The sequence below is a fragment of the Lentzea californiensis genome, from assembly GCF_024648825.1.
GTDB classification, from domain to species: Bacteria; Actinomycetota; Actinomycetes; order Mycobacteriales; family Pseudonocardiaceae; genus Lentzea; species Lentzea californiensis.
The window spans coordinates 487,094-511,409 of sequence record NZ_JANBBE010000006.1; the positions used below are offsets into that span (position 1 = coordinate 487,094).

Sequence of the window (24,316 nt, forward strand, 5' to 3'; positions counted from 1 at the left end):
CAGTGGTGTGGCTCAGAAGCTCGGCTGGGTAATTCACGCTCAGCAGGGCACCACGATGCACCCGTCTGACCGCGAATTCGCCCGGCAACCTTCCAAGCCACACCACTGGTCGGCGGGCCGCTGCAGTCACACCAGGGGTGCGAAGAAGAACGTGTCCCGGCGGGCGAAGTGGCCGTCCTCGGTGAACTCGAAGAAGTCGGAGAACCTGAGGTCCACGTTCCTGCCGTCGTGCAGGACGCCGGCGAACGTTCCGTAGACCGCGACCTCGTCCTCTCCCTCCACGACCTTGTCGACGGTGTGGCGGCCTTCGCGGATGACGCGGGCGCCGCCGTAGAAGGCGGTCATCTCCTGGTGGCCGACCATCGGGGCGTAGCCGGGGCGGCGGTAGGTGGCGTCCGGGCTGAACATGTTCACCAGGCCCGTCACGTCGCCTGCGTCGACGAGCTCGTAGTAGCGGTGGACGGAGGTGACGTGGGTGGTGTTGAGGACGGCGGTCATGAGCGGGGCTCCTCGCTGGAGAGGTGGGTGGACAGGACGGCGCCGATGGACGCCAGGGGTTCCGGGGCGGTCAGGCCGCCGTGGGTGCTGTGCACGCGGTGGACCTCGACGTGGCCGGTGAAGTGCGGCAGCCACGAGGCCGGGGTGGGATCGGACGGGGACTTGCCCTCGGTGGCCTCGAACACGTGCGCGCCCGCGGCCAGCAGTGAGGGCTTGTGGCGGTTGTGGAGGTTGACGTTCGACGCGAACACCTCGGGCAGCGCTGCCCCCGCGAAGCCGGCCAGTGGACCGGCCTGGTCGCGGATCGCCGCGTCGAACTCGGCGCGGGTGCGGACGGGCTGGTCGAGCTCGTAGCCCAGGGACAGCAGCAACGGGGTCAGCAGGTCCGGGTCGTCCGGTGACACCGGCGGGTGCTCCTCGGTTTCGGGGTAGCCGTCCAGCAGGGCCAGGAGGCCGATGTCGGACGGGGCCAGGAGGGTCGCCATCTCGTGCACGACGACCGCGCCGAACGACCAGCCGAGCAGGTGGTACGGGCCGTCCGGCCAGACGGTGCGGACCAGGTCCAGGTAGTCGGCGGCCATCTCCGCTAGGCTGGCGGGCATCGCGGACGGGTCGGTCAGGCCGCGCGCCTGCAGGGCGTACACCGGGCGGCGCGGGTCGACGTGCGGCAGCAGGCCGTAGTACTCCCAGCTGATGCCGGCGCCGGGGTGGACGCAGAACAACGGCGCGAGGTCTCCCTTGGTCCGCAACGGGATCAGCACGCCCAGCGGATCACCGGCGGCCGAGCTGCCGAGCCGTTCGGCCAGGCCTGCCGGGGTCGGGGCGTCGAACAGCAGGCGCAGTTCGGGGCGCACACCCAGTTCCGCCCTGATCCGGGAGACGAGCTTGGCCGCCAGCAGCGAGTGGCCGCCCAGGGCGAAGAACCCGTCGTCCGGCCCGACCGACTCGCGGCCGAGCACCTCGGCGAACAACGCGCAGAGAGTCGCTTCCAGTGCCGTCGCGGGCGGGCGGAACTCGGCCGTCACCACCTCCGGTGCGGGCAGGGCTCGCCGGTCCAGCTTCTCGTTGGGGGTCAACGGCAGGGCGGGCAGCACGACGAACGCCTCGGGCACCATGTACCGGGGCAGGAACTCGGCGAGCCGGCGCCGCACCGCCGCCGGGTCGATCCCGTCCGGCGCGACGAGGTACGCGACGAGCCGGTCCTCGCGGACGACCACGGCCGCCTGGGCGACCTCCGGCAGGGCGCACAACGCGGCCTCGACCTCGCCGGTCTCGATGCGCAGGCCGCGGATCTGCACCTGCTGGTCGGCGCGGCCGTGGAACGCGAGCCGCCCGTCCGGGAGCCAGCGCACCAGGTCGCCGGTCCGGTACATCCGCCCGCCGGTGGGCGAGGCCACGAACCGGGTCGCGGTCAGGCCGGGGTTGCCCAGGTAACCACGCGCGAGGCCCGCGCCCGCCACGTACAGCTCGCCGACCACACCCGGCAGGACGGGCCGCAGGTGCTCGTCCAGCACGAGCGCCAGGTAGTTGTCGATCGGTGTGCCGATCGGCGGCAGGTCCGCGTCCACGCCCGGCCGCACCAGGCCGCACGTCGAGTTGACCGTGCATTCCGTTGGGCCGTAGGTGTTGTACAGCTCGAAAGGCATGCCGGCGGGCGGGCGGCGGCGCAGCACGTCGCCTCCGGTGTGCAGGACGCGCACCGAGGACGCGGCCAGTGCAGGTTCGTCGAGCATGGCCTCCAGCCGCGGCGTGGCCAGGGACGACACCGTGATCGCGCTCTCCGCGATCCACTCGGCCAGCGCCTCGGTGTCCTCCAGCACCTGCTGCGACGGCAGGTGCAGGGCGGCGCCGGACACGAGCGTCGGCCAGATCTCCGCGACCGCCGCGTCGAAGCCCTGCGCGGACAGGTGGCTGGAGCGGTCGGACGGCACGAGCCCGAGCGCGGGCACCAGCCAGGCCGTCTGGTTGGCGAGCGCGCGGTGCTCGACCACCACTCCCTTGGGACGGCCGGTGGAGCCGGACGTGTAGATCACGTACGCGGCGTCGCGCGGGTCGCCCACGACCACCGGCGCGGTGGCCGGACACCCCGGGGCCTCCTCGTCCAGAACGACCTTCGCCGCGTCGCTGGACGCGACCAGGTGCGCCAGCTCCCGTTGCGTCACCACGACCGGCGCGCCCGCGTCGGCCAGCATGTAGACCAGCCGCTCCGGCGGGTAGGTGGGGTCGACCGGCAGGTAGGCCGCGCCTGTCCTGAGCACGGCCAGCAATGCCACGACGCTGCTCGTGTCCCGGTCCGTGCACACCCCGACGACGGTGCCGCGGCGCGCGCCGAGCGCGATCAGGTGGTGCGCCAGCCGGTTGGCCCGTTCGTCCAGCTCGCGGTAGGTGAGCATCCCGTCGTGCGCGACGACCGCGGGTGCGTCGGGAGTGCGCGCCGCGACATCGGCGATCTGCGCGTGCACGGGCTTCTCGAGGTCGTGAGCGACCGCCGTGTCGTTCCACTGACGTAGAACGGCTTCCCTTTCAGCCGCGGTCAGCACCTCGATCCGGCTCAGCGGCGCCGACGGGTCCGTGACGAGCGTTTCGACCAGACCGACCAGCCGGGCCAGCAGCTTCTCGGCGCTGGCGCGGTCCCACAGGTCGACGGCGTACTCCAGGCACACCTGCAGCCCGGCCTCGCTCTGCCCGAAGCCCAGGGACAGGTCGAGCTTCGCGCCGCCGGTCGTGGTGCGGACGGTCCGCACGTCCAGGCCGGGCAGGCCGAGCGCGTCGTCCTCGACGCCGTCCACCCCGTCCTGCAACGCGAGCGACACCTGGAACAGGGGGTGCCTGGCACTGGAACGCTCCGGGTTGACCCGCTCCACGACGCGGTCGAACGGCACGTCCTGATGCGTGTACGCGGCCAGGTCTGCCTCGCGGACGCGTTGCAGGACCGTGGTGAAGTCCGGGTCACCGGACAGGTCGACGCGCAACGCCAGCGTGTTCACGAAAAGGCCGACGAGGTCGTCCAGGTCTTCGGGGCCGCGGCCGGCGACCACGGTGCCGAGCACGATGTCCGTGCCGGCGCCCAGTTTGGTCAGCAGCGTCGCCACGGCCGCGTGCAGCGCCATGAACACCGTGGCGTTGTTGGCCCGTGCCAACGCGGCGAGCTTCTGCTGCGTGCCGGCGTCGACCTGTGCGCGGACCTCGTCGCCGATGTTGGCCGACACCACCGGCCGTGGGCGGTCGACGGGCAGCCGCAGCTCGTCCGGGACGCCGTTCAGCGTCTCGGCCCAGAACTCGAGCGACTCGGCGGACAGCTCCTGCCGCAGGCTGTGGTCCGGGTACTGGATCGGCAACGGCTTCCAGTCCGGTGCCACGCCGGCGACACGAGCCCGGTACGCCTCGGCGAGGTCGCGCAGCAGCACGCCGGTCGACCAGCCGTCCGTGGCGATGTGGTGCAGCGCCAGCAACAACATGTGGTCACGTGCGCCGATGCGCAGCACGTGGACTCGCAGCGGGATGTCGGCGGCGAGGTCGAACGGGCGCGCCACCAGCGCGGCCATCGTGGCCTCCAACTCGGCTTCGGCGCAGTCCCCGACCTCGAACACCAGCTCGTCCGCCGGGAGCACGACCTGGTGCCACCCGGAGGCGTCCTCGGGGAACACCGTCCGCAGGGCCTCGTGCCGTTCGACGACGTCGAGCAACGCCGTCCGCAGGGCCTCCAGGTCCAGGTCGCCGTGCAGCCGCATGGCGTGCGGCGCGGTGTAGGCGTGGTCGGCGACCTCCATCGCGAGCCGCACACCCAGCTGGGCGGACGACAGCGGCACCCGTTCCGGCCGGTGTTCCGGGCGGGGCGCGGTGCGCACCGGTGCCGTGCTGTCCAGGTGACCGTCTAGACCGCGAGGCGTGGGGTCGCGGAACAGGACGCGAATGCCCAGCTCGACGCCGAAGACCGTGCGGATGGAGGCGAGCAACCTGGCCGCGAGCAGCGAATGCCCGCCGAGGTCGAAGAACCCGTCGTCGAGACCGACCGCCTCGAGCCCCAGCACCTTGGCGAACAGCCCGCACAGGATCTCCTGCCGGGGCGTGCGCGGCTGGCTGCCGCCGACGGTGTACGACGGCGCGGGCAACGCGCGGCGGTCCAGCTTTCCGTTGGGCGTCAGGGGGAACGCGTCGAGCGTGACGAAGGCGGCGGGCACCATGTGCTCGGGCAGCCGCTCCACCAGGTGTTCCCGGAGGCCTCGCGGGTCGGCGTCGCCGACCACGTAGGCGACGAGCCGTTTGCCGCCGGGCCCGTCCTCGCGCGCCACCACGGCCGCGGCCGTCACGTCCGGATGCGTGGTCAGCACCGCCTCGACCTCCGCTGGCTCGACGCGGAACCCGCGGATCTTCACCTGGTCGTCGGCGCGGCCCAGGTAGGTCAGCGTGCCGTCGGCGCGGCGGCGGACCAGGTCACCGGTCCGGTACAGCCGTGCCCCGGTGGCGAACGGCGAGGCGACGAACCGTTCGGCGGTCAGTCCCGGCCGGCCGAGGTAGCCGTGCGCGAGGCCCTCTCCGCCGACGTACAGCTCCCCCACGGCACCGGTCGGCACGGGCGAGAGCCGGTGGTCGAGCACGACCGCGGTCTTGCCCGCCAACGGGGAACCGATCGGCACCACAGTGCCGTCCCAGCCTGGCGGCACGGTGAACGAGGTGGTGAAACCCATGCTCTCGACGGGTCCGTAGCCGTTGACCACGCCGATGCCCGGCACGGCGGCCAGCACCGCGCGCACGTGCCCGGCCGAGGCGGCCTCACCGCCGGTCAACGCCCAGCGCAGCCCTGTGAAGATCTCCGGGCTCGTGTCCCAGAGGTGGTTGAACAGGCTGGCGGACGCGTCCAGCACCGTCACGCCGTGGCGCACCACGAGCCGCGCGATGACCGCGGGCTCGGGCCGCTGGCCGGGGTACAGCACCGACGTGCCGCCGGCCAGCAACGGGCCGAACAGCTGGGTGGCGAAGGCGTCCCACGACACGGAGGCGCACTGCAGCCACACCTCGCCGGGGCCGAACCCCGCGTACCGCTGACCGGCCAGCGTGGCGGTCAGGGCGCGATGCGGAGCGCCGGCGGCCTTCGCGGCACCGGTGGAGCCCGAAGTGAACATGACGCACGCCAGGTCGTCGGGACCGGTCTCCGGTGCGGTGAAGGGCATCGGCCGGACGTAGTCGAGCGCGACCACGGGCACGTCCACGTCGAACGGCCGGTCGGTCAGGACGAGCCGCACCGGCGGGGACGCCACCATCGAGGCCAGCCGTGCGGGCGGGAAGTCGACGTCGAGCATCATGTAGGCCGCGCCCGCTTTGAGGATGGCAAGCAACGCGGTCGCCATCTCCACGCCGCGTCCGATGTGGACACCCACGACGTCCCCACTCCGGATTCCCTGGGAAACCAGGAAACCCGCGAGGCTGTCGGACTCGGCGTTCAGCCTCGCGTAGGTGATCTCGGTGTCGTCCGACACCAAGGCCACGGCCCGCGGGGTGCGCGCGGCCTGACGTGTGAACAGCTCGTGCACGGTGGCGGCGGGTTCGGGTGTCTCCGTGGTGGCGAGCACCGCGGCGCGTTCCTCCGCGGACAGCACCTCCAGGTCCCACAACGGCCGGTCGGGGCCGGCCGCGGCCTGGTCCAGCAACCGGACCAGCCGCTCCAGCAGCATCTCTGCGGTCGCGTCGTCGAAGAGGCCGGTGAGGTACTCCAGCGAGCACGCCACCCCGTCCCGTCCCTCGCGCAGCGACAGGGTGAGGTCGAACTTCGCCGAGCCCGCCCCGAAGGGCTCCACCGCGGCGCTGAGGCCGGGCAGTTCGAGGGCGCCCTCGGAGTCCGTGTCCACGAGCACCATGACCTGGAACAGCGGGTGCCTGCCCGGTGCCCGCACCGGGTTCAGCTCCTCCACCAGCCGGTCGAACGGCAGGTCCTGGTTCCCGTAGGCGTCCAGCGACTCCTCGCGCACCCTGGCCAGCAGCCCGCGGAACGACGGGTCGCCGGACACGTCCACCCGCAGCACCAGCGTGTTGACGAAGAACCCGACCAGGTCCTCCAGCGCCTCCTCGCCGCGGCCGGTCACGACCGTGCCGATCGGGACGTCCTCGCCGGAGCCGCTGCGCGCCAGCAACGCGGCGAAGGCGGCCTGGGCGACCATGAACAGGGTCGCGCCGGACTCCTCCGCCAGCACGGCCAGTCCACGCGCGGTGCGGGCGTCGAGCAGCGCGGTCACGGCGGAGCCCGCGGTGCCGGTGTCGCCGTCGCGCGGACGGTCGACCGGCAGCGGGATCTCCTCGGGCAGACCGGCCAGCTTCTCCCGCCAATGCGCCAGCTGGGCGCTGAGCACGCTGCCCGGGTCGTCGGCCGAGCCGAGGACGTCCTGCTGCCACAGCGTGTAGTCGGCGTACTGGACGGGCAACGGCTCCCAGTCCGGTGCCTCGCCCTCCAGCCGCGCGGTGTAGGCGGCGGTGAGGTCGCGCAGCAGTGGTCCGAGCGACCAGCCGTCGCTGACGATGTGGTGCATCACCAGCAGCAGCACGTGGTCCTGCGGCCCCTCCTCGAGCAGGTGCGCCCGGAACGGCGGGTCGGCGGCCAGGTCGAACGCCTCCCGCGCCGCACGGCCCAGCACGACGGCCGGGTCGCCCGGTTCGAGCACGGCGAGCACGACCTTCGCGTCGTCCAGGACCTCCTGGTACGGCTCGCCGTCGCGGCTGGGGAACGTGGTGCGCAACGCCTCGTGCCGCGCGACCACGTCGGTGAGTGCGAGCTCGAGTGCTTCTCTGTCGAGCACTCCGTGCAGCCGCAGTGCGAGCGGGATGTTGTAGGCGGCGCCGGTTCCCTCGTGCCGATCGAGGAACCACAGCCGTTGCTGGGCGAACGACAGGGGGATCACAACGTCTCCTTGGACATCGGACGGGCCCGCAGCACGGGCCGTGGGGCGGGACGGGCGGCTGCCGGCAGGTGGGCGGCCAGGCCCGCGACCGTCGGGTTCTCGAACACGGTCCGCACGCCCAGTTCCGCGCCGAAGACCGACCGGACGCGACTGACCAGGCGCATCACCAGGATCGAATGGCCGCCGAGCGCGAAGAAGTCGTCGTCGACGGTCACCTCGGGGGCGTTCAACAACTCGGCGAACAGGCCGCAGAGCAGTTCCTCGTGCGGGGTCTGCGGCGCACGGCCGGCGACCCGTCGCACGTCGGGAACGGGCAGGGCGGCGCGGTCGAGCTTCCCGTTGGGCGTGCGCGGCAACGACTCCAGCGCGACGACCGCGGCCGGCACGAGGTAGTCGGGCAGGTGCTTCGCGGCGAACTCCCGCACCCCTTCGGCACGGCCGACGACGTACGCGACGAGCCGCTTGTCGCCGGGACTGTCCTCGCGGACGACGACCTCGGCCTGCCGGACGCCCGGATGACGGGCGAGCACCGCGCGCACCTCGCCGGGCTCCACCCGGAAGCCGCGGATCTTGACCTGGTCGTCCGCGCGGCCGAGGAAGTGCACGACGCCCTCGCGGTCCTGGCGCACCAGGTCGCCGGTGCGGTACATGCGCTCGCCGGGCGCGCCGTACGGGTTGGCGACGAACCGTTGCGCGGTCGCGGGGGTCTGGCCCAGGTACCCGTGCGCGAGGCCGTCACCGGCCATGTACAGCTCACCGGGGGTGCCCGGCGGCACCGGACGCAGCCAGCGGTCGAGCACGAACACCCGCTTGCCCGTCACCGGGCGGCCGACCGGCACGCTGATCCGTTCCAGGTCCCGCGGCTCGACCGCGTGGCAGAGGGTGAAGATGGTGTTCTCCAACGGCGAGTAGCCGTTCACGACCCGCAGGAACGGGTGCCGGTCGAGCAGGGTGCGCAGGTGCGGGAGGGAGGCGGGTTCCCCGCCGGTCATCACCTCGCGGACGCCGTCGAACACCTCGGGCATCTCGTCGACGAGGAAGTTGAGCAGGCTGGCCGAGACGTGCAGCGTCGTGACGCCGTGCTCCTCGGTCAGGCGCTTGATCTGCGCCGGCTCCGGGGTCTGGCCGGGTTGCAGCACGCAGGCGGCTCCGGAGAGCAACGGGCCGAACAGCTCCAGCGCGAACGCGTCCCAGGACACCGGCGAGCACTGCAGCCAGACCGCGTCCTCCGCGAAGCCGACGTAGTCCTGGCCGGTCAGCGTGGTGACGAGCGCCCGGTGCGACACGACGACGCCCTTGGGACGTCCCGTGGAGCCCGAGGTGAACATGACGCACGCCGGGCTGTCCGCGGTGATCACGCGGGTGAAGTCGCCGGACGGGTAGTGGCCGCCGTCGACGTCCTCCAGCACGAACACCGGTCCGGCCTGGTCGAGCAGCGCCTGCCGGCGGTCGGCCGGGTGGTCGGGGTCGAGCAGGACGTAGGCCGCACCCGCCTTCAGCACGGCGAGGATGGCGACGACCAGGTCCACGCCGCGCGGCAGGCACACCGCGACCGTGTCCCCGGCTTCCGCGCCCTGCGCCGCCAGCCTCCTGGCGAGCCGGTTCGCGCGAGCGTGCAGCTCGGCGTACGTGACGGCCTCGAGATCGTCGATCAACGCCACGGCGTCCGGCCGTCCGGTCATCAGTTCCGGCAGGGTGGCGTCCCGGTGCGGGCTGTCGCCGGAGGAGTTCCACTCCCCCGTGACGACGCGCAGTTCGTCCGCACCCAGCACGTCCACTGTGGACATCGGCGCTGCGGGGTTCTCGGCAACGGCTTCGAGCAACCGGGCCAGCCGGGTCACGACGGCCTCGGCCGTCTCGCGGTCGTAGAGCTCGGTCGCGTACTCCAGCTCGCCGGTCAGCCCGGCCGGAGTGCCGTCCTGCGCGAACGCCTCCCGCAGGCCGAGGGTGAGGTCGAACTTCGCCGCCCCGGTCGCCGCGGGCAGCGTCTCCACCTGCAGGCCCGGCAGCGTCAGCTCACCCTCGGCGTTGTTCTGCAGCACGACCATCACCTGGAACAACGGGTGCCTGGCCGTGGTGCGGACCGGGTTCAGCTCCTCCACCAGCCGTTCGAACGGCAGGTCCTGGTGGTCGTAGGCAGCCAGGTCGTGCTCGCGGACCCGGTTGAGCAGTTCCAGGAACGTCGGGTCGCCGGACAGGTCGGTCCGCAGCACGAGTGTGTTGACGAAGAACCCGACCAGGTCGTCCAGTGCCTCGTCCGCTCGTCCCGCGACCGGGGTACCGATCGGGACGTCCGTGCCCGCGCCCAGCCGGGACAGCAGGGCGGCGAACGCGGCGCGCAGCACCATGAACGGCGTCGCACCGGCGGCCCGTGCCAGCGCCGTGAGACTCTGGTGCACGTCCGCGCCGACACTGAACGGCACGACGTCGCCCTGGTGGGCGGGACGGGCGGAACGGGGCCGGTCGGCCGGCAGCGTCGCCTCCTCCGGCAGGCCGGCGAGGGCCTGCCGCCAGTGTGCGAGCTGGTCGTCGATCGGGAACCGTTGCTGCCACAGCGTGTAGTCCGCGTACTGGACCGGCAGCGGCGTCCACTGTGGAGCGTTGCCGTCGACGCGGGCCGTGTAGGCCTCAGCGAGGCCGGTCAGCAGCGGCCGCATCGACCAGCCGTCGGCCGCGATGTGGTGCACGACGATCAGCAGCACGTGGTCGCGTTCACCGGCACGGATCAGCCGTACGCGCAGCGGGCTCGCGGTCAGGTCGAACGGCCTGCGGGCCTCCTCCTCGATGGTGCCGTGCGACTCGGCGAAGTCGACCGCCGCCGGCAGAACCTCCTGGTGCACCACGCCGTCGCGCTGGCGGAACACCGTCCGCAACGCCTCGTGCCGGTGCACGACGTCCTCGAGTGCCGCGCGGAGTGCCGTCACGTCGAGGTCGCCGGTCAGCCGCAGAGCGATCGGGACGTGGTAGGCGGCGCCGGGTTGCTGGACCTGCTCGACCGTCCACAACCGTTGCTGCGCCGAGGAAAGCGGCACGAGCTCCGGCCGTTCGGCTGGCACGAGCCGTTCCCTGGCTTGGCGGCCGGTGTCCAGACGTGCCTCCAGCGCGGCCACGGTCGGCGCGTCGAACACCTCGCGCAGTCCGATCTCGGTGTCGAAAGCGGCTCGGATCCGGGCCACCAGCCGGGCGGCGAGCAGCGAGTGCCCGCCGAGTGCGAAGAAGTCGTCGCGCGGACCGACCTTCGGCGTGCCCAGCAGGTCCGCGAAGAGGCCGCACAGCACTTCCTGGCGGGCGTTGCGCGGTGCGTCGTCGCCGGCCTGCACGACCGGGGCGGGCAGTGCCCGGCGCTCGACCTTGCCGTTCTGCGTCAGCGGAAGCGCGTCCAGCACCACCACCGCCGCGGGCACCATGAACGCCGGGAGCAGCGCGCCGGCGTGCTCGCGGGCCTCCTCGGCGGTGACCTGGCACCCGGCCGCCGGCACGACGTAGCCGACGAGGCGCTTGCCGGTCGCCGGTTCCTCCCGCACGACCACGACCGCGTGGGCGATGCGGTCGTGGCGGGTCAGCGCCGCCTCGACCTCCCCCGGCTCGACCCGGAAACCCCGGATCTTCACCTGGTGGTCCGCGCGGCCGAGGAACTCGATCACGCCGTCCGCGCGCCACCGGGCGAGGTCGCCGGTCCGGTACAGGCGGCCGCCCGCACACGCGACGAACCGTTCGGCGGTCGCGCCGGGCTTGTCCAGGTATCCAAGTGCCAGACCGTCGCCGCCGACGTAGATCTCACCGGGAACACCGGGGGGCACGGGGTTGAGGTCACCGTCGAGCAGGTGCACGGTGGTGTGGGCGATCGGCGCACCGATCGGCACCGGCCCGGTCACCTCGGTGATCTGGTGCGTGGTCGCGAAGACCATGCTCTCCACCGGCCCGTACCCGTTCACCAGCCGCACGTCCGGGTACTCGCGCAGCACACGGGCGATGTGGGCCGGCGACGCGGCGTCCCCGCCCGTGACGACCTCGTCGACCTGACCGAACACCTCGGGATGGGTGTCCACCAGCGCCGCGAACAGGCCCGCGGACAGCCACAACCTGTCGACGCCGTGCCGTGCGACCTGCTCGGCGATCAGCGCCGGATCGGGCACCTGGCCCGGTGCGAGCACGCAGGTCGTGCCGTGCAGCAGGGGCTGCCACAGTTCCAGCGCGGCCGCGTCCCACGCCACGGGCGCCGCCTGCAGCCAGACTCCGCCCCTGGTGGCGAAACGCTGGCCGAAGAACATCCGCACGGCCGCGCGGTGCGTCGTGACGACGCCCTTCGGCACACCCGACGAGCCGGACGTGAACATCACGCACGCCACGTCGTCCCCGCCGACCTGGAACCCCGGCCTCGTAGTGGATTCGTCCCGCACGTCGTCCACCCGCACGACGTCCAGGCGGTCCGGCAGCAGGCCGGCGACGGACGGGTGGCTGACCACCAGGTCCAGCCGTGCCTCGTCCACGATGCGCGCCACCGGGTGCGTCGGGTCGAGCGGCACGTAGGCCGCCCCGGTCTTCAGCACCCCCAGCAGCGCCACGACGAACGCCGGCGACCGCTCGACCAGCACGCCGACCAGGTCGCCCCGGACCACGCCGTGTTCGAGCACCTTGTGCGCCACCTGGTTGGCCCACGCGTCCACCTCGGCGAACGTCAGCCGTTCGTCGCCGAAGACCAGCGCCACCGCCTCCGGGCGGAGTTCCGCCTGCTCCTCGAACAGGTCTGTCAGCGATCGGTCGCGCGGATAGTCGGCGGCGGTGTCGTTCCACCCCGCGAGCAGGTCGTGCTCCTCGGCGGACAGCACGTCCACCCGCGAGACCCGTGCGTCCGGGTCGAGCCCGGCCGTGACACGTTCGAACCGCGCGATCAACGCTCGGGCCGTCGCGGGCTCGAACAGGTCCGCCGCGTACTCCAGCGTGCCGGTGATCCCCGCCGGACCGTCCTCGTCCACGGTCTCGGCCAGCATCAGCGCGAGGTCGAACTTGGCCGCGGTCACCGCGATCTCGACCGGTTCGCCGTCCACTCCGGACAGTTCGGCGGCGGGCGCGGCGGGCTGGACGGTGACGAACACCTGGAACAGCGGGTGCCTGGCGGGCGAGCGGACCGGGTTCAGCTCCTCGACGACCTGGTCGAACGGCAGGTCCTGGTTCGCGTACGCCGCCAGGTCCGTCTCCCGGACCCGGCCGACCAGCTCGCGGAAGGTCGGGTCACCGGCGAGGTCCGTGCGCAGCACCAGCGTGTTCACGAAGAACCCGACCAGGTCGTCCAGCGCCTCGTCGGTGCGGCCGGCCACCGCGGTGCCCAGCGGTACGTCCGTGCCCGCGCCCAGCCTCGACAGCATCAGCGCCAGCGCGGCCTGCACGACCATGAACAGCGTGGCGTCGCACTCGCGAGCGATCGCCAGCAGCCTGCGGTGCGCCTCGGCGTCGAGCGACACGGCCAGCTGCTCGCCGCGGTGGCTCGGGGTCTCCGGGCGCGGCCGGTCGGCAGGCAGCGTGATCTCCTCCGGCAGACCGGCGAGTGCCGTCCGCCAGTGCTCGACCTGAGCGCTGGTGTCGAGATCTTGCTGCCACAGCGCGTAGTCCGCGTACTGGACCTCCAACGGTGGCAGGTCCGGCTCGGTACCGGCGCAGCGGGCGTCGTAGGCGGCGCCGAGGTCGCGCAGCAGAGGCCCCCACGACCAGCCGTCGGTCACGATGTGGTGCATCACCACCAGCAGGACGTTGTCCTCTTCGGACAGCCGGAACAGCATGGCCCGCAGCGGGAGGTCGGACGCGAGGTCGAACGGCCTCGCGGACTCGGCTGCGAGCAGCGCGTCCAGCTCGTTCTCATCGCACCTGATGACCTCCAGCGCGCACTCGGCGTCGGGCAGGACTACCTGCTCGGGTACGCCGTCGCGGTCGGGGAACACCGTGCGCAGCACCTCGTGCCGTGTGAGAACGTCGCCGAGCGCGGCCTGCAGTGCTGTGGTGTCGAGTGGTCCGTGCAGTCGACGGGCGAGCGGCACGTGGTAGGTCGTTCCCGGACCCTGCATGCGGTTCAGGAACCAGAGCCGGCGCTGGGCGGCCGACAGCGGAAGCCGGTCGGGGCGTTCGCCGGCGCGCACGGAGGGCCTGGCCGCGGCGAGGGAGTCGACGCGGGCGTCCAGACCGCGCACGGTCGGCGTGCGGAAGACCTCCCGCAGCGCGAGCTCCACGCCCAGCACCACGCGCACCCTGCTGATCAGCCGGGCGGCCAGCAGCGAATGCCCGCCCAATGCGAAGAAGTCGTCGTCCAGCGACACCTCGGGCAGGTCCAGCAGGCCGGCGAAGACGCCGCAGAGGATCTGCTGGCGCGGCGTGCGGGCGGCGTCTCCGGTGGACGCGGTGACGTCGGGAACGGGCAGGGCGGCGCGGTCGAGCTTGCCGTTGGCGGTGCGGGGCAGCTCGCCGAGCAGCACGAACGCCGACGGCACCAGGTGGTCGGGCAGCCTGGCCGCGGCGAATCCGCGCAGTACGACCGGGTCGGCCGCGCCCACGACGTAGGCCACCAGCCGCGGCCCTTCGAGCACCACGACCTCCGCCTGCCGGACGTCCTCGTGGGCGTTCAGCACGGCCGCGACCTCGGCCGGTTCCACCCGGAACCCGCGGATCTTCACCTGGTCGTCCGCGCGGCCCAGGAACTCGACCGTGCCGTCGGCGTCCTGGCGCACCAGGTCACCGGTGCGGTACATGCGACCACCGAACGGGCAGGCGACGAACCGCTCGGCGGTCGCGGCCCCCTGGCCGAGGTAGCCGTGCGCCAGGCCGGTGCCGGCCATGTAGAGCTCACCGGGGGTGCCCGGCGGGACCAGCCGCAGGTGCTCGTCCAGCACGTAGACCTGCTTGCCCGTCAGCGGGCGGCCGACCGGGATGCTGCGGCGCGCGGTGTCTTCGAGCCGGATTCGGTGGCACAGGGTGAAGACGGTGTTCTCGAGCGGCGAGTAGCCGTTGACCAGCCGGACGTCCGGGTGGCGTTCCAGCAACGTCCGCACGTGCGCCTTCGACGCGGCCTCACCGCCGGTCATCACCTGGCGCACGCCCCGGAGCGCGGCCGGGTACTCGTCCAGCACGAAGTTGAGCAGGCTCGCGGACAGGTGCACGGTCGTGATGCCGTGTTCGGCGATCAGCTCGACGATCCGCGCGGGTTCCGGTGACTGACCGGGCTGCAGCACGCAGGCCGCGCCGGAAAGCAGCGCGCCGAACAGTTCGAGCGCGAACGCGTCCCACGAGACCGGTGCGCACTGCAGCCACACCTCGTCCGCGCCGAACGCGACGTAGTCCTGGCCGGTGAGGGTGGCGACGATCGCGCGGTGCGAGGTCAGCACACCCTTGGGCCTGCCGGTCGAGCCCGACGTGAACATCACGCACATCGCGGCGTCCGGCCGCACGCGGCGGTGCACCGGCTCGGCGCTCAGCCCGGAGGCGCCGTGAACGTCGACCAGCCGGCCGGGCAGGGGTTCCTGGCGGTCCACGACCGTCAACTCGGGGTTTGCCTGACGCACGAGCGCGGCCAGCCGTTCCGCCGGGTGGTCGGGGTCGAGCAACAGGTAGGCCGCGCCGAGCTTGAGCACGGCGAGCACGGCCGCGACCAGTTCCGGTCCCCTGGGCAGGCAGATCGCGACGAGCACGCCCGCGCCGGCGTCGATGTGCCGCGCGAGCCGGTTGGCGCGCGCGTCCAGTTCGGCGTAAGTGGTGCGGCCGTTCTCGTGGATCAACGCGGTCGCGTCCGGTGTCCGCAGCGCGTGGCGGGCGAAGATCTCGTGCAGGCACTCGCCGGACTCGACGACGCCGGTGTCGTTCCACTCCACGGCTATCGTGTGCCGCTCCGCCGGGGTCAGCAGGTCCACTTCGGACAGTCGCAGGCCGGGGTTCTCCGCCACTGCGGTGAGGAACCGCACGTAACGGTCGAGGATCGCGGTGGCGGTGCGGTCCTCGAACAGGTCGGTCGCGTACTCCAGGTGACAGGTCAGGCCGTCGCCGGTCTCGTGCAGGGTCAGCGTGAGGTCGAACTTGGCCGTGTGGCGGTCGACCTCGACGAGCTCGGTCTCGCAACCGGGGAACTCGGCTTCGGCTTCCGCGTTGTTCTGCAGCACGACCATCACCTGGAACAGCGGGTGCCTGGCCAGGGTGCGCGCGGGGTTCAGCTCCTCGACGACGCGGTCGAACGGCACGTCGGCGTTCGCGTAGCCGGCCAGGCCGGTCTCCCGCACCCGGTCGAGGAGTTCGCGGAACGTCGGGTCGCCCGAGACGTCGTTGCGCAGCACCACGGTGTTGACGAAGAGCCCGACCAGGTCGTCCAGCGCCTCGTCGCCCCGTCCGGCAACGGGTACGCCCACCGGGACGTCCGTGCCCGCGCCGAGGCGGGACAGCAGCGCGGCGAACGCGGCCTGCACGACCATCGCCTGGGTCGCCTGGCCGGAGCGCGCGAGCCCGGCCACGTCGGCGTGGACGTGCGCCGTCGCCAGGCCGCCGCGGTGGCTGGGTGAGGCGGGCCGCAGGTGGTCCGCGGGCGGGCTCGCCTCGTCGGGGAGGCCGGCCAGCGCCGTGCGCCAGTGGCCCAGTTGCTCGTTGAAGTCTTGTTCCTGCTGCCACAGCACGTGGTCGGCGTACTCGACGGGCAGGGCCTTCCACTGCGGCGCCGAGTTGTTGCGACGTGCGGTGTACGCGGTGGACAGGTCGCGCAGCAGCGGCGCGACGGACCAGCCGTCGGCAGCGATGTGGTGCAGGACCAGCAACAGCACGTGCCGGTCGGGCGCCTCCGCGGCGAGGTACGCCCGCAGCGGCGGTTCGGTGCGCACGTCGAACGGCCGGGTGGCGCTGTCCTCCAGCGCAGCCGGGTCCAGCGGAATCAGGTCGACCTCGGCGGGCAGCACGACCTGGTACGGCTCACCGTCCGCCGCGGGGAAGACCGTGCGCAACGGCTCGTGGCGTGCGACGAGGTCCACCAGGGCGACGCGCAACGCATCACGGTCGAGCGATCCGGTGAGGCGCAGAGCGATCGGGACGTTGTAGGCGGCGCTCGGGCCGTGGACGTCCTCGAGGAGCCACAACCTGCGCTGCGCGTGGGACAGCGGCATCCGTTCCGGGCGCGGCATCGGCGTCACGGCCCGGCGCGCGGTGCCGAGGGAGTCGAGCAACGCGTCCAGCGCCGCCGGCGTCGGCCGGTCGAACACGTCCCGCAACGCCATCTCGACGCCGAACGCGGTGCGCGCCTTGGCGACCAGCCGTGCCGCGAGCAGCGAATGCCCGCCCAGCGCGAAGAAGTCGTCGTCCAGCGAGACCCGGTCCGCACCGAGGAGGTCCGCGAAGATCCCGCAGAGGACCTCCTGCCGCGCGGTCCGGGGCGCCCGTCCCCCGGTCTGGGCGCGCTCGGGTTCGGGCAGCGCACGCCGGTCGAGCTTTCCGTTGGGCGTCAACGGGAAGGCGTCGAGCACCACCACAGCCGCCGGCACCATGTAGTCGGGCAACCGTTCCGCGAGGTACTCCCGGAGGCCGTCGGCACTGCCGACGACGTAGGCGACCAGCCGCTTGCCGGTACTCCCGTCCGCACGCACCTCGACCGCGGCCCGCTCGACACCGGGATGCCTCAGCAGCGCGGCCTCGACCTCACCGGGCTCGACCCGGTAGCCGCGGATCTTGACCTGGTCGTCGGCGCGGCCCACGAACTCGACGGTCCCGTCCGGACGCCACCGCCCGACGTCACCCGTGCGGTACATCCGCTGACCGCCGGCCCGCGCCACGAACCTCTCGGCGGTGGTGCCGGCCCGGTTCAGGTAGCCGTGCGCGAGCCCGTCACCGGCGAGGTAGATCTCCGCCGCGACGCCCGGCGGCACGGCGTTGAGGTCGCCGTCCAGCAGGTGCACGGAGGTGTTCGCGATCGGCCCGCCGACCGGCACCGGGCCGTCGGCCTCGGTGATCTGGTGGGTGGTGGCGAACACCATGCTCTCGACCGGCCCGTAACCGTGCACGAGCCGCACGTCCGGGAACTCCCGCACGACACGGGCGAGGTGCGCGACCGACGGGCTCTCGCCGCCGGTCATCACCTGCCGGACGACGTCGAAGACCTCGGGGTGGGTGTCCAGCACGGCCGCGAACAGCCCCGCCGACATCCAGAGCGTGGTGATCCGGTGCCGGACGACCAGTCGTGCGATCACCGCCGGGTCGGGAACCTGACCGGGGGCGAGCACACAGGTCCCGCCGTGCAGCAGGGGCGGCCACATCTCCAGGGTCAGCCCGTCCCAGGAGACCGGGGCGGACTGCAGCCAGGAGCCACCGAAGTCCACATAGGACTGGCCGAAGAAGGTCCTCACAGTGGCGCGGTGGGAGGACATCGCGCCCTTGGGCACGCCCGAGGAGCCGGACGTGAACAGCACGCACGCCACGTCGTCCGCCGTGATCTCCACAGCGGGTCGAGTGGTGGGCTCGTCGCCCGGTCCGGCCGGCACCGCCGCACAGGCAACGCGGTCCGGGTCGTCCGTCACCACCAGGTCCAGCCGTGCCTGCCCCACCACGGACGCGATCCGGTCGTCCGGGTGCCCGGGGTCGAGCGGCACGTACGCCGCACCGGCTTTCAACGCCCCCAGGATCGCGGCCATGAAGTCCGGCGAGCGCCGCACCAGCACACCCACGAGATCACCGCGCCCGACTCCGCGGGCGATCAGCCGGTGCGCGACCTGGTTCGCCAGCGCGTCCAGCTCCGCGGCCGGCACCTCCACGCCGTCGAACACCAGCGCCACGGAGTCCGGGTCCGCGTCCACCCGCGCCTCGAACAACTCCACCAGCGTCCGGTCACGCGGGTAGGCGACATCGGTGGCGTTCCACTCCGCCAGCGCGACCCGTTCCTCGGCGAGCAGCGTGGAGACGCGCGACAAGGGCACGTCCGGCTGCGACGACCACGTGTCCAGCAACGCCGTGAACCGGCGTGCCAGCAGGGTTGCCGACGGTTCGTCCCAGAGGTCCAGCGCGTAGGTGAGCCAGCCGCGCACGCCGTCCGCGGTCTCGGCGAGGTCGACGGTGAGGTCGAACTTGGCCGGGTGCAGCTCGACCGACCCGGTCTCGACGGTCAGGCCGGCGAACTCCGGCGCGTCCTCCGGAGCGTTCTGCAGCACGAGCATCGTCTGGAACAGCGGGTGCCGCGACCGCGAGCGTTCCGGGTTGAGCTCCTCCACCAGCCGTTCGAACGGCAGGTCCTGGTGGGCGAAGGCGGCGAGGTCCGTCGCGCGGACCCGGCCGACCAGCTCGCGGAGAGTCGGGTCACCGGTCAGGTCCGTGCGCAGCACGAGGGTGTTCACGAAGAACCCGACCAGGTCGTCCAGCGCCTCGTCGGTACGGCCGGCCACCGCCGTGCCCACGGGGATGTCCGGGCCGGCTCCCAGCCGCGACAGCAAGGCCGTCAAACCGGCCTGCAGCACCATGAACAACGTCGAGCCGGTCTCCGCGGCCAGGTCCGAGAGCCGGTGGTGCACAGCGGAGTCGACCGAGATCTCGACCGCCGCGCCACGATGGGTCGCAGCGGCCGGACGGGGGCGGTCGGTCGGCAGGACGAGCTGCTCGGGCAGTCCGGCGAGGGCGTCGCGCCAGTAGGCCAGCTGACCGGCCATCTCGCTGTCCGGGTCGTCGGCCGAGCCGAGAACCTCCTGCTGCCACACCGTGTAGTCGGCGTACTGGACGGGCAACGGCTCCCAGTCCGGCGCCTCCCCCGCCAGCCGCGCGGCGTAGGCGGTGGAGAGGTCGCGGGTGAGCGGGCCCCAGGACCAGCCGTCCGTGGCGATGTGGTGCATCACGAAGAGCAGCACGTGGTCCTGTTCGGACACTCGGAACAGCGTGGGACGCCACGGATGTTCGGTCGCCAGGTCGAAGTCGTACCCGGACGCCTCGGTCATCGCGTCCCACAGGCCCGCTTCGCCGGACTCCTTGCGGAGCACCGGAACGGTGTCCAGCACCAGCTGGTGCGGCTCGCCGTCGACGTCCGGGAACACCGTGCGCAACGTCTCGTGCCGCAAGGCCACGTCGGCCAGGGCGGACTCCAGCGCGGGCACGTCGAGCGGGCCGCGCAGCCGCAGGGTGTGGGTGGCGTTGTAGAGCGCGCCCGCCGGGTCGAGCCGGTGCAGCAGCCACAGCCGGCGCTGGGCGAAGGACAGGGGGCTCACAACGTCTCCTTTTGGCTGGCCCGCGCCCGCAGAGCGGGTCTGGCCTTCTTCGCGAGTACGAGTCGGTCGGCCAGATCGGCCACGGTGGGTCCGTCGAACACGGTGGCGACGGACAGTTCGGCGTGCAGTTCCCGGCGGATCCGGCCGAGCAGCCGCATCACCAGCAGCGAGTGGCCGCCCAGCCGGAAGAAGTCGTCGTCGATCGACACCGACGGCACGCCGAGGACTTCAGCGAACAGCGAGCACAACGCGCGTTCGTTCGCGGTGCGCGGGGCACGGCCCTTCACGACCACCGCGTCGGGTGCCGGGAGCGCCCGCCGGTCGAGCTTGCCGGTGTCGGTGCGCGGCAGGGCGTCCAGCACCACGAACGCCGACGGCACCAGGTGCTCGGGCAACCGTGCGCGGGCGTGGTCGCGAAGCCCTTGAGCACCACCGACCACGTACGCGACGAGGCGTTTGTCGCCCGGCCGGTCCTCCCGCACCACGACCTCGACCTGCCGCACGTCCGGGTGCCCGGCCAGCACCGCGCGCACCTCGCCCGGCTCCACCCGGAAACCGCGGATCTTCACCTGGTCGTCCGCACGGCCCAGGAACTCGACGGTGCCGTCCGCGTCCTGACGTGCCAGGTCGCCCGTGCGGTACATCCGTCCACCGCCGAAGGGGTTCGCGACGAACCGCTGGGCCGTCGCCGCGCCCTGCCCGAGATACCCGTGCGCCAGCCCGTCGCCCGCCATGTACAGCTCACCGGGCGTTCCCGGCGGCACCGGCCGCAGCCACCGGTCCAGCACGTGGACCTGCTTGCCCGCCAGCACCCGGCCGACCGGGACGCTTCGCCGCCCGGTGTCTTCGACCGTGATGCGGTGGCAGAGCGTGAAGATCGTGTTCTCGACCGGCGAGTAGCCGTTGACCAGGCGGAGATCCGGGTGGCGTTCCAACGCCGTCCGCACGTGCGCCGGTGACGCCGCCTCGCCGCCGGTCATCAGCTGCCGCACGCCGGCGAACGCGTCCGGGTGCTCGTCCAGCATGTAGTTCAACAAGCTCGCGGACACGTGCACGGTCGTGATGCCGTGTGCGGCGATCAGCTCCGCGATCCGTTCCGGCTCCGGCGACTGGCCGGGTTGCAGCACGCACGCCGCGCCGGACAGCAAGGCACCGAACAGTTCCAACGCGAACGCGTCCCACGAGACGGGCGAGCACTGCAACCACACCTCGTCCGCGCCGAACTCGACGTAGTCCTGGCCGGTCAGCGTCCCGGTGAGCGCGCCGTGGGAGGTCAGCACGCCCTTGGGCCTGCCCGTCGAGCCCGACGTGAACATCACGCACGCCGAGTCGGCCGGCGTCACCGCTACTTCGGGTGGAGTGGCCGCGGTGCCGTCCGGCACGGTCGTGATGACGGTGCGAACGCCGGCGAGTGCGGTCACAGCTTCCAGCCGGGCGGCGGGGAAGGCGATGTCGAGCACGGTGTAGGCGGCTCCGGCCTTGAGCACGGCCAGGATCGCCACGACGAGCGGGATGCCACGTTCCAGGCGTACGCCCACCACGTCACCCCGGCGGACGCCTTCGGCGACGAGCTGGTGCGCCAGGTGGTTCGCCCGGCCTTCCAGCTCCTCGTAGTCCACTGTGGACTGGCCGCAGATCAGGGCGGTGGCGTGCGGTGTGCGGGCGGCGATCTGCGAGATCAGCCCGTGCAGGGTGGCGGGAACACGCGTGGGTGCGGCGGTGACCACCGCCCGTTCGCCCGGCAGCAGCAGGTCCACGTCCGCGACGAGGGTGTCCGGCGCCTGCGCGACGGCCTCGAGGAAGCGGACCATCCGGCCGGCCATCGCCTGGGCCGTGGCCGCGTCGAACAGGTCGGTGGCGTACTTGAGCGTGGCGCGAAGTCCGTCGCCTTCGGTGAAGTCGAACACCAGGTCCGCCTTGGCGGCGCCCACTTCGACCGGAACGTCCGCGCACGACAGTCCGGGGAAGTCGGGGACGGTCGCGGGCGGCTGGAGCACCAGCAACGTCTGGCACAACGGGTGCAGGCCCTGCGCACGGGCCGGTTGCAGTTCCTCCACCAGACGGTCGAACGGCAGCTCGCCGTGCAGGTGCACGGCACCGTCCTGTTCCCGCACCCTGGCCAGCAGCTCCCGGAACGTGGGCTGCCCGGACAGGTCGGTGCGCAGCACGACGGTGTTGACGAAACACCCGACCAGGTCGGCCAGCGACTCGTCCTCGCGGCCGGCCACGATCCCGCCGACCGGCACGTCCTCCCCCGCGCCGAGCCGGGACAGCAGCCCGGCCAGCGCGGCGCGCAGCACCATGAACAACGTCGCCCTCGACTCGCGGGCCAGCGTCACCAGTGCGCCGTGCACCGTCGCGTCGAGGCTGATCGCGACCTCGCCCGCCGCACGGACACCGGCCGTCCGGACCGAGCGGTCCGCGGGCAGCGCGATCTCCTCGGGCATGCCGGCGAGCTCCGCCGTCCAGAACGCCAGCAGGTCGCCGTCGGCAGTCAGCAGGTCGCGGTGCCAGCTCGTGAAGTCCAGGTACCGCACCGGCAACGGGACCCAGTCCGGCGCGCGGCCTTCGAGCCGCGCCGCGTAAGCCTGAGCGAGATCACGCCACAGCGGAGTGATCGACCACCCGTCCACCGCAATGTGGTGGACGACCAGGACCAGCAGGTGCTCGTCGTCCCCTTCGACGAGCAGACCGGCCCGGATCGGGATCTCCGTCTCCAGGTCGAACGGCCGCGAGACCAGGTCGTCCGCTGTGGACAGTCGGATCGAAGGAACGTCGAGAACCTTCTGGTAAGGCTCGTCCTCGAACGTCGGAAAGATGGTGCGCAACGGCTCGTGCCGCGCCACGACGTCGGCCAGTGCCTCGGTCAGCGCGGGAACGTCCAGCGAGCCACGCAGGCGCATCGCCATCGGAACGTTGTAGGCAGGCCCGCGTTCCGACTGCTGCACGAACCACATCCGCCGTTGCGCGGCCGAGAGCGCCGGGCGTTCGGGCTGTGCCACCGGCACCGGACCGGACCGGGCAGCGCCGGCCTTCGCCATGACCGAGGCCAGCAACGCGGGCGTGGACGCCTCGAACACCGCCGGCGCGGGCACCTCGATCCCCGCGACCGCCCGCAACCGGCCGACCAGCCGCGCCGCCGCGAGCGAATGGCCGCCCAGCGCGAAGAAGTCGTCGTCCACGCCGATCGGCGAGACACCCAGGACCTCGGTGAACAACGCGCAGACCGCTTCCTCCGCCGGAGTCCGCGGCGGGCCACCCGAAGCCACGCGTTCCCTGACCGGTGCGGGCAGAGCCCGCCGGTCGAGCTTTCCGTTGGGGGTCAACGGCAACGCGTCGAGGAACACCACGTCCCCAGGCACCATGTAACCGGGCAGGACCGACGCGCAGTGCTCGCGCACCTCGGCCTCGGTGGGTGCCGGTCCGTCCGCCACCGCGTACGCCACCATCGACTTCTCGCCCGCCGGGGTCGTCAGCACGGTCACCGCCGCCTGCCCGACCCGCGGGTGCGCCGCGACCACGCCCGCCACCTCGGCGGGTTCGATCCGGAAGCCGCGGATCTTCACCTGGTCGTCGGTCCGCCCGGCGAAGTCCAGGTCGCCGTCGGGCCGCAACCGGCCCAGGTCGCCGGTGCGGTACATGCGCTCGCCGGGCGCCCCGAAGGGATCGGCGACGAACCGCACCGACGTCTCCCCCGGCCGCCCGAGGTAACCGCGGGCGAGCTGGACGCCGGTCAGGTACAGCTCACCGACCTCACCCGCCGGCACCGGCCGCAACTCCGCGTCCAGCACCCGGATCCCCGCACCCGGAGTGGGGCGGCCGATGGGCATGAGCCCGCTGCCCCCGACCTCGCGGCACGGCAGGCACGTGACGCCGACGGACACCTCGGTCGGCCCGTACTCGTTGTACAGCACCACGTCCAGGCTCTCGCGAAACCGGTCCGCGACCGCGACCGGCAGTCCCTCGCCCTCCGACGCCACCAGCCGCAGCGGCCCGTCGGCGCCGTGGCGCAGGTACTCGTCCAGGAACAGCGGGATCATCGACGCGACGAACCGGATCATCGTGATCCGCTCGGCGCGCACGGTCCTGGCCAGGTAGGCGGGGTCCCGGTGGCCGCCGGGGCGGGCCATCACGAGCGTCGCTCCGGCGGCCAGGGTCAGGAAGACCTCGACGACGGACGGGTCGAAGCCCGACGGCGTCTTTTGCAGCACCCGGTCGCCCGCTCCCAGGCCGTAGTGCGCCTGGACGTCGGCCATCCGCTGGAGGATGCCGCGGTGGGTGATCACCACGCCCTTGGGCTTGTTGGTGGTCCCCGAGGTGAACATGACGTAGGCGGGGTGGTCGGGCGACGGCGGCACGGCCTGCTGTCCACCCGTGCCCTGCGACCACTCCGCCACGTCGGCGAGGCCGAGCGTCAGCGCCGGCCGTGCCACGTCCACCATGTGCGCGGTCCGCTCGGCCGGGTAGTCGGGGTCGAGCGGCAGGTAGGCCGCTCCCGCCCGGACGATCGCCAGCAACGCGACGACCAGCTCGGCCGAGCGCGGCACCGCGACGGCCACCACGTCCTCCGGTCCGACGCCCTTGTCGGCGAGGACGCGGGCGAGGCGGCCGGCGCGGGCGTCGAGCTCGGCATAGGTCAGCACCACACCGTCGCACTCGACGGCGGGCGCGTCCGGCGCCGAGCGCACGGCCCGGTCGACCGCGGACGGCAGGGTCTGGAGATCGTCGAGCACG

General features: G+C 72.6%; 4 protein-coding genes. All 4 read right to left on the reverse strand.

Annotated elements, in window-relative coordinates; all coding sequences use genetic code 11:
- Window positions 1-126: 126 nt before the first annotated feature.
- From LX88_RS24445 to LX88_RS24460, 4 genes are read right to left on the reverse strand one after another with little or no spacing between them, the layout of a single operon-like run.
- Window positions 127-498, reverse strand: a complete 372-nt coding sequence (locus tag LX88_RS24445; RefSeq protein WP_090064152.1) for a nuclear transport factor 2 family protein — start codon at window positions 496-498, stop codon at window positions 127-129.
- Window positions 495-7,388 (reverse strand): non-ribosomal peptide synthetase, encoded by a 6,894-nt coding sequence (locus LX88_RS24450; RefSeq protein ID WP_258950139.1) that lies wholly within the window; start codon window positions 7,386-7,388, stop codon window positions 495-497. The genes LX88_RS24445 and LX88_RS24450 overlap by 4 nt, the downstream gene beginning before the upstream one ends.
- Window positions 7,385-19,582, reverse strand: a complete 12,198-nt coding sequence (locus LX88_RS24455) for a non-ribosomal peptide synthetase (protein ID WP_258950140.1) — start codon at window positions 19,580-19,582, stop codon at window positions 7,385-7,387. Before LX88_RS24455 ends, LX88_RS24450 begins: the two co-directional genes overlap by 4 nt.
- Complete coding sequence (locus LX88_RS24460; RefSeq protein WP_258950141.1) at window positions 19,579-24,315, reverse strand: non-ribosomal peptide synthetase; 4,737 nt, start codon at window positions 24,313-24,315, stop codon at window positions 19,579-19,581. The genes LX88_RS24455 and LX88_RS24460 overlap by 4 nt, the downstream gene beginning before the upstream one ends.
- Window position 24,316 lies beyond the last annotated feature (1 nt).

Excerpts from the sequence above, each read along its gene's own strand:
- LX88_RS24445 (WP_090064152.1), bottom strand. The coding sequence starts at position 498 with ATGACCGCCGTCCTCAACACCACCCACGTCACCTCCGTCCACCGCTAC.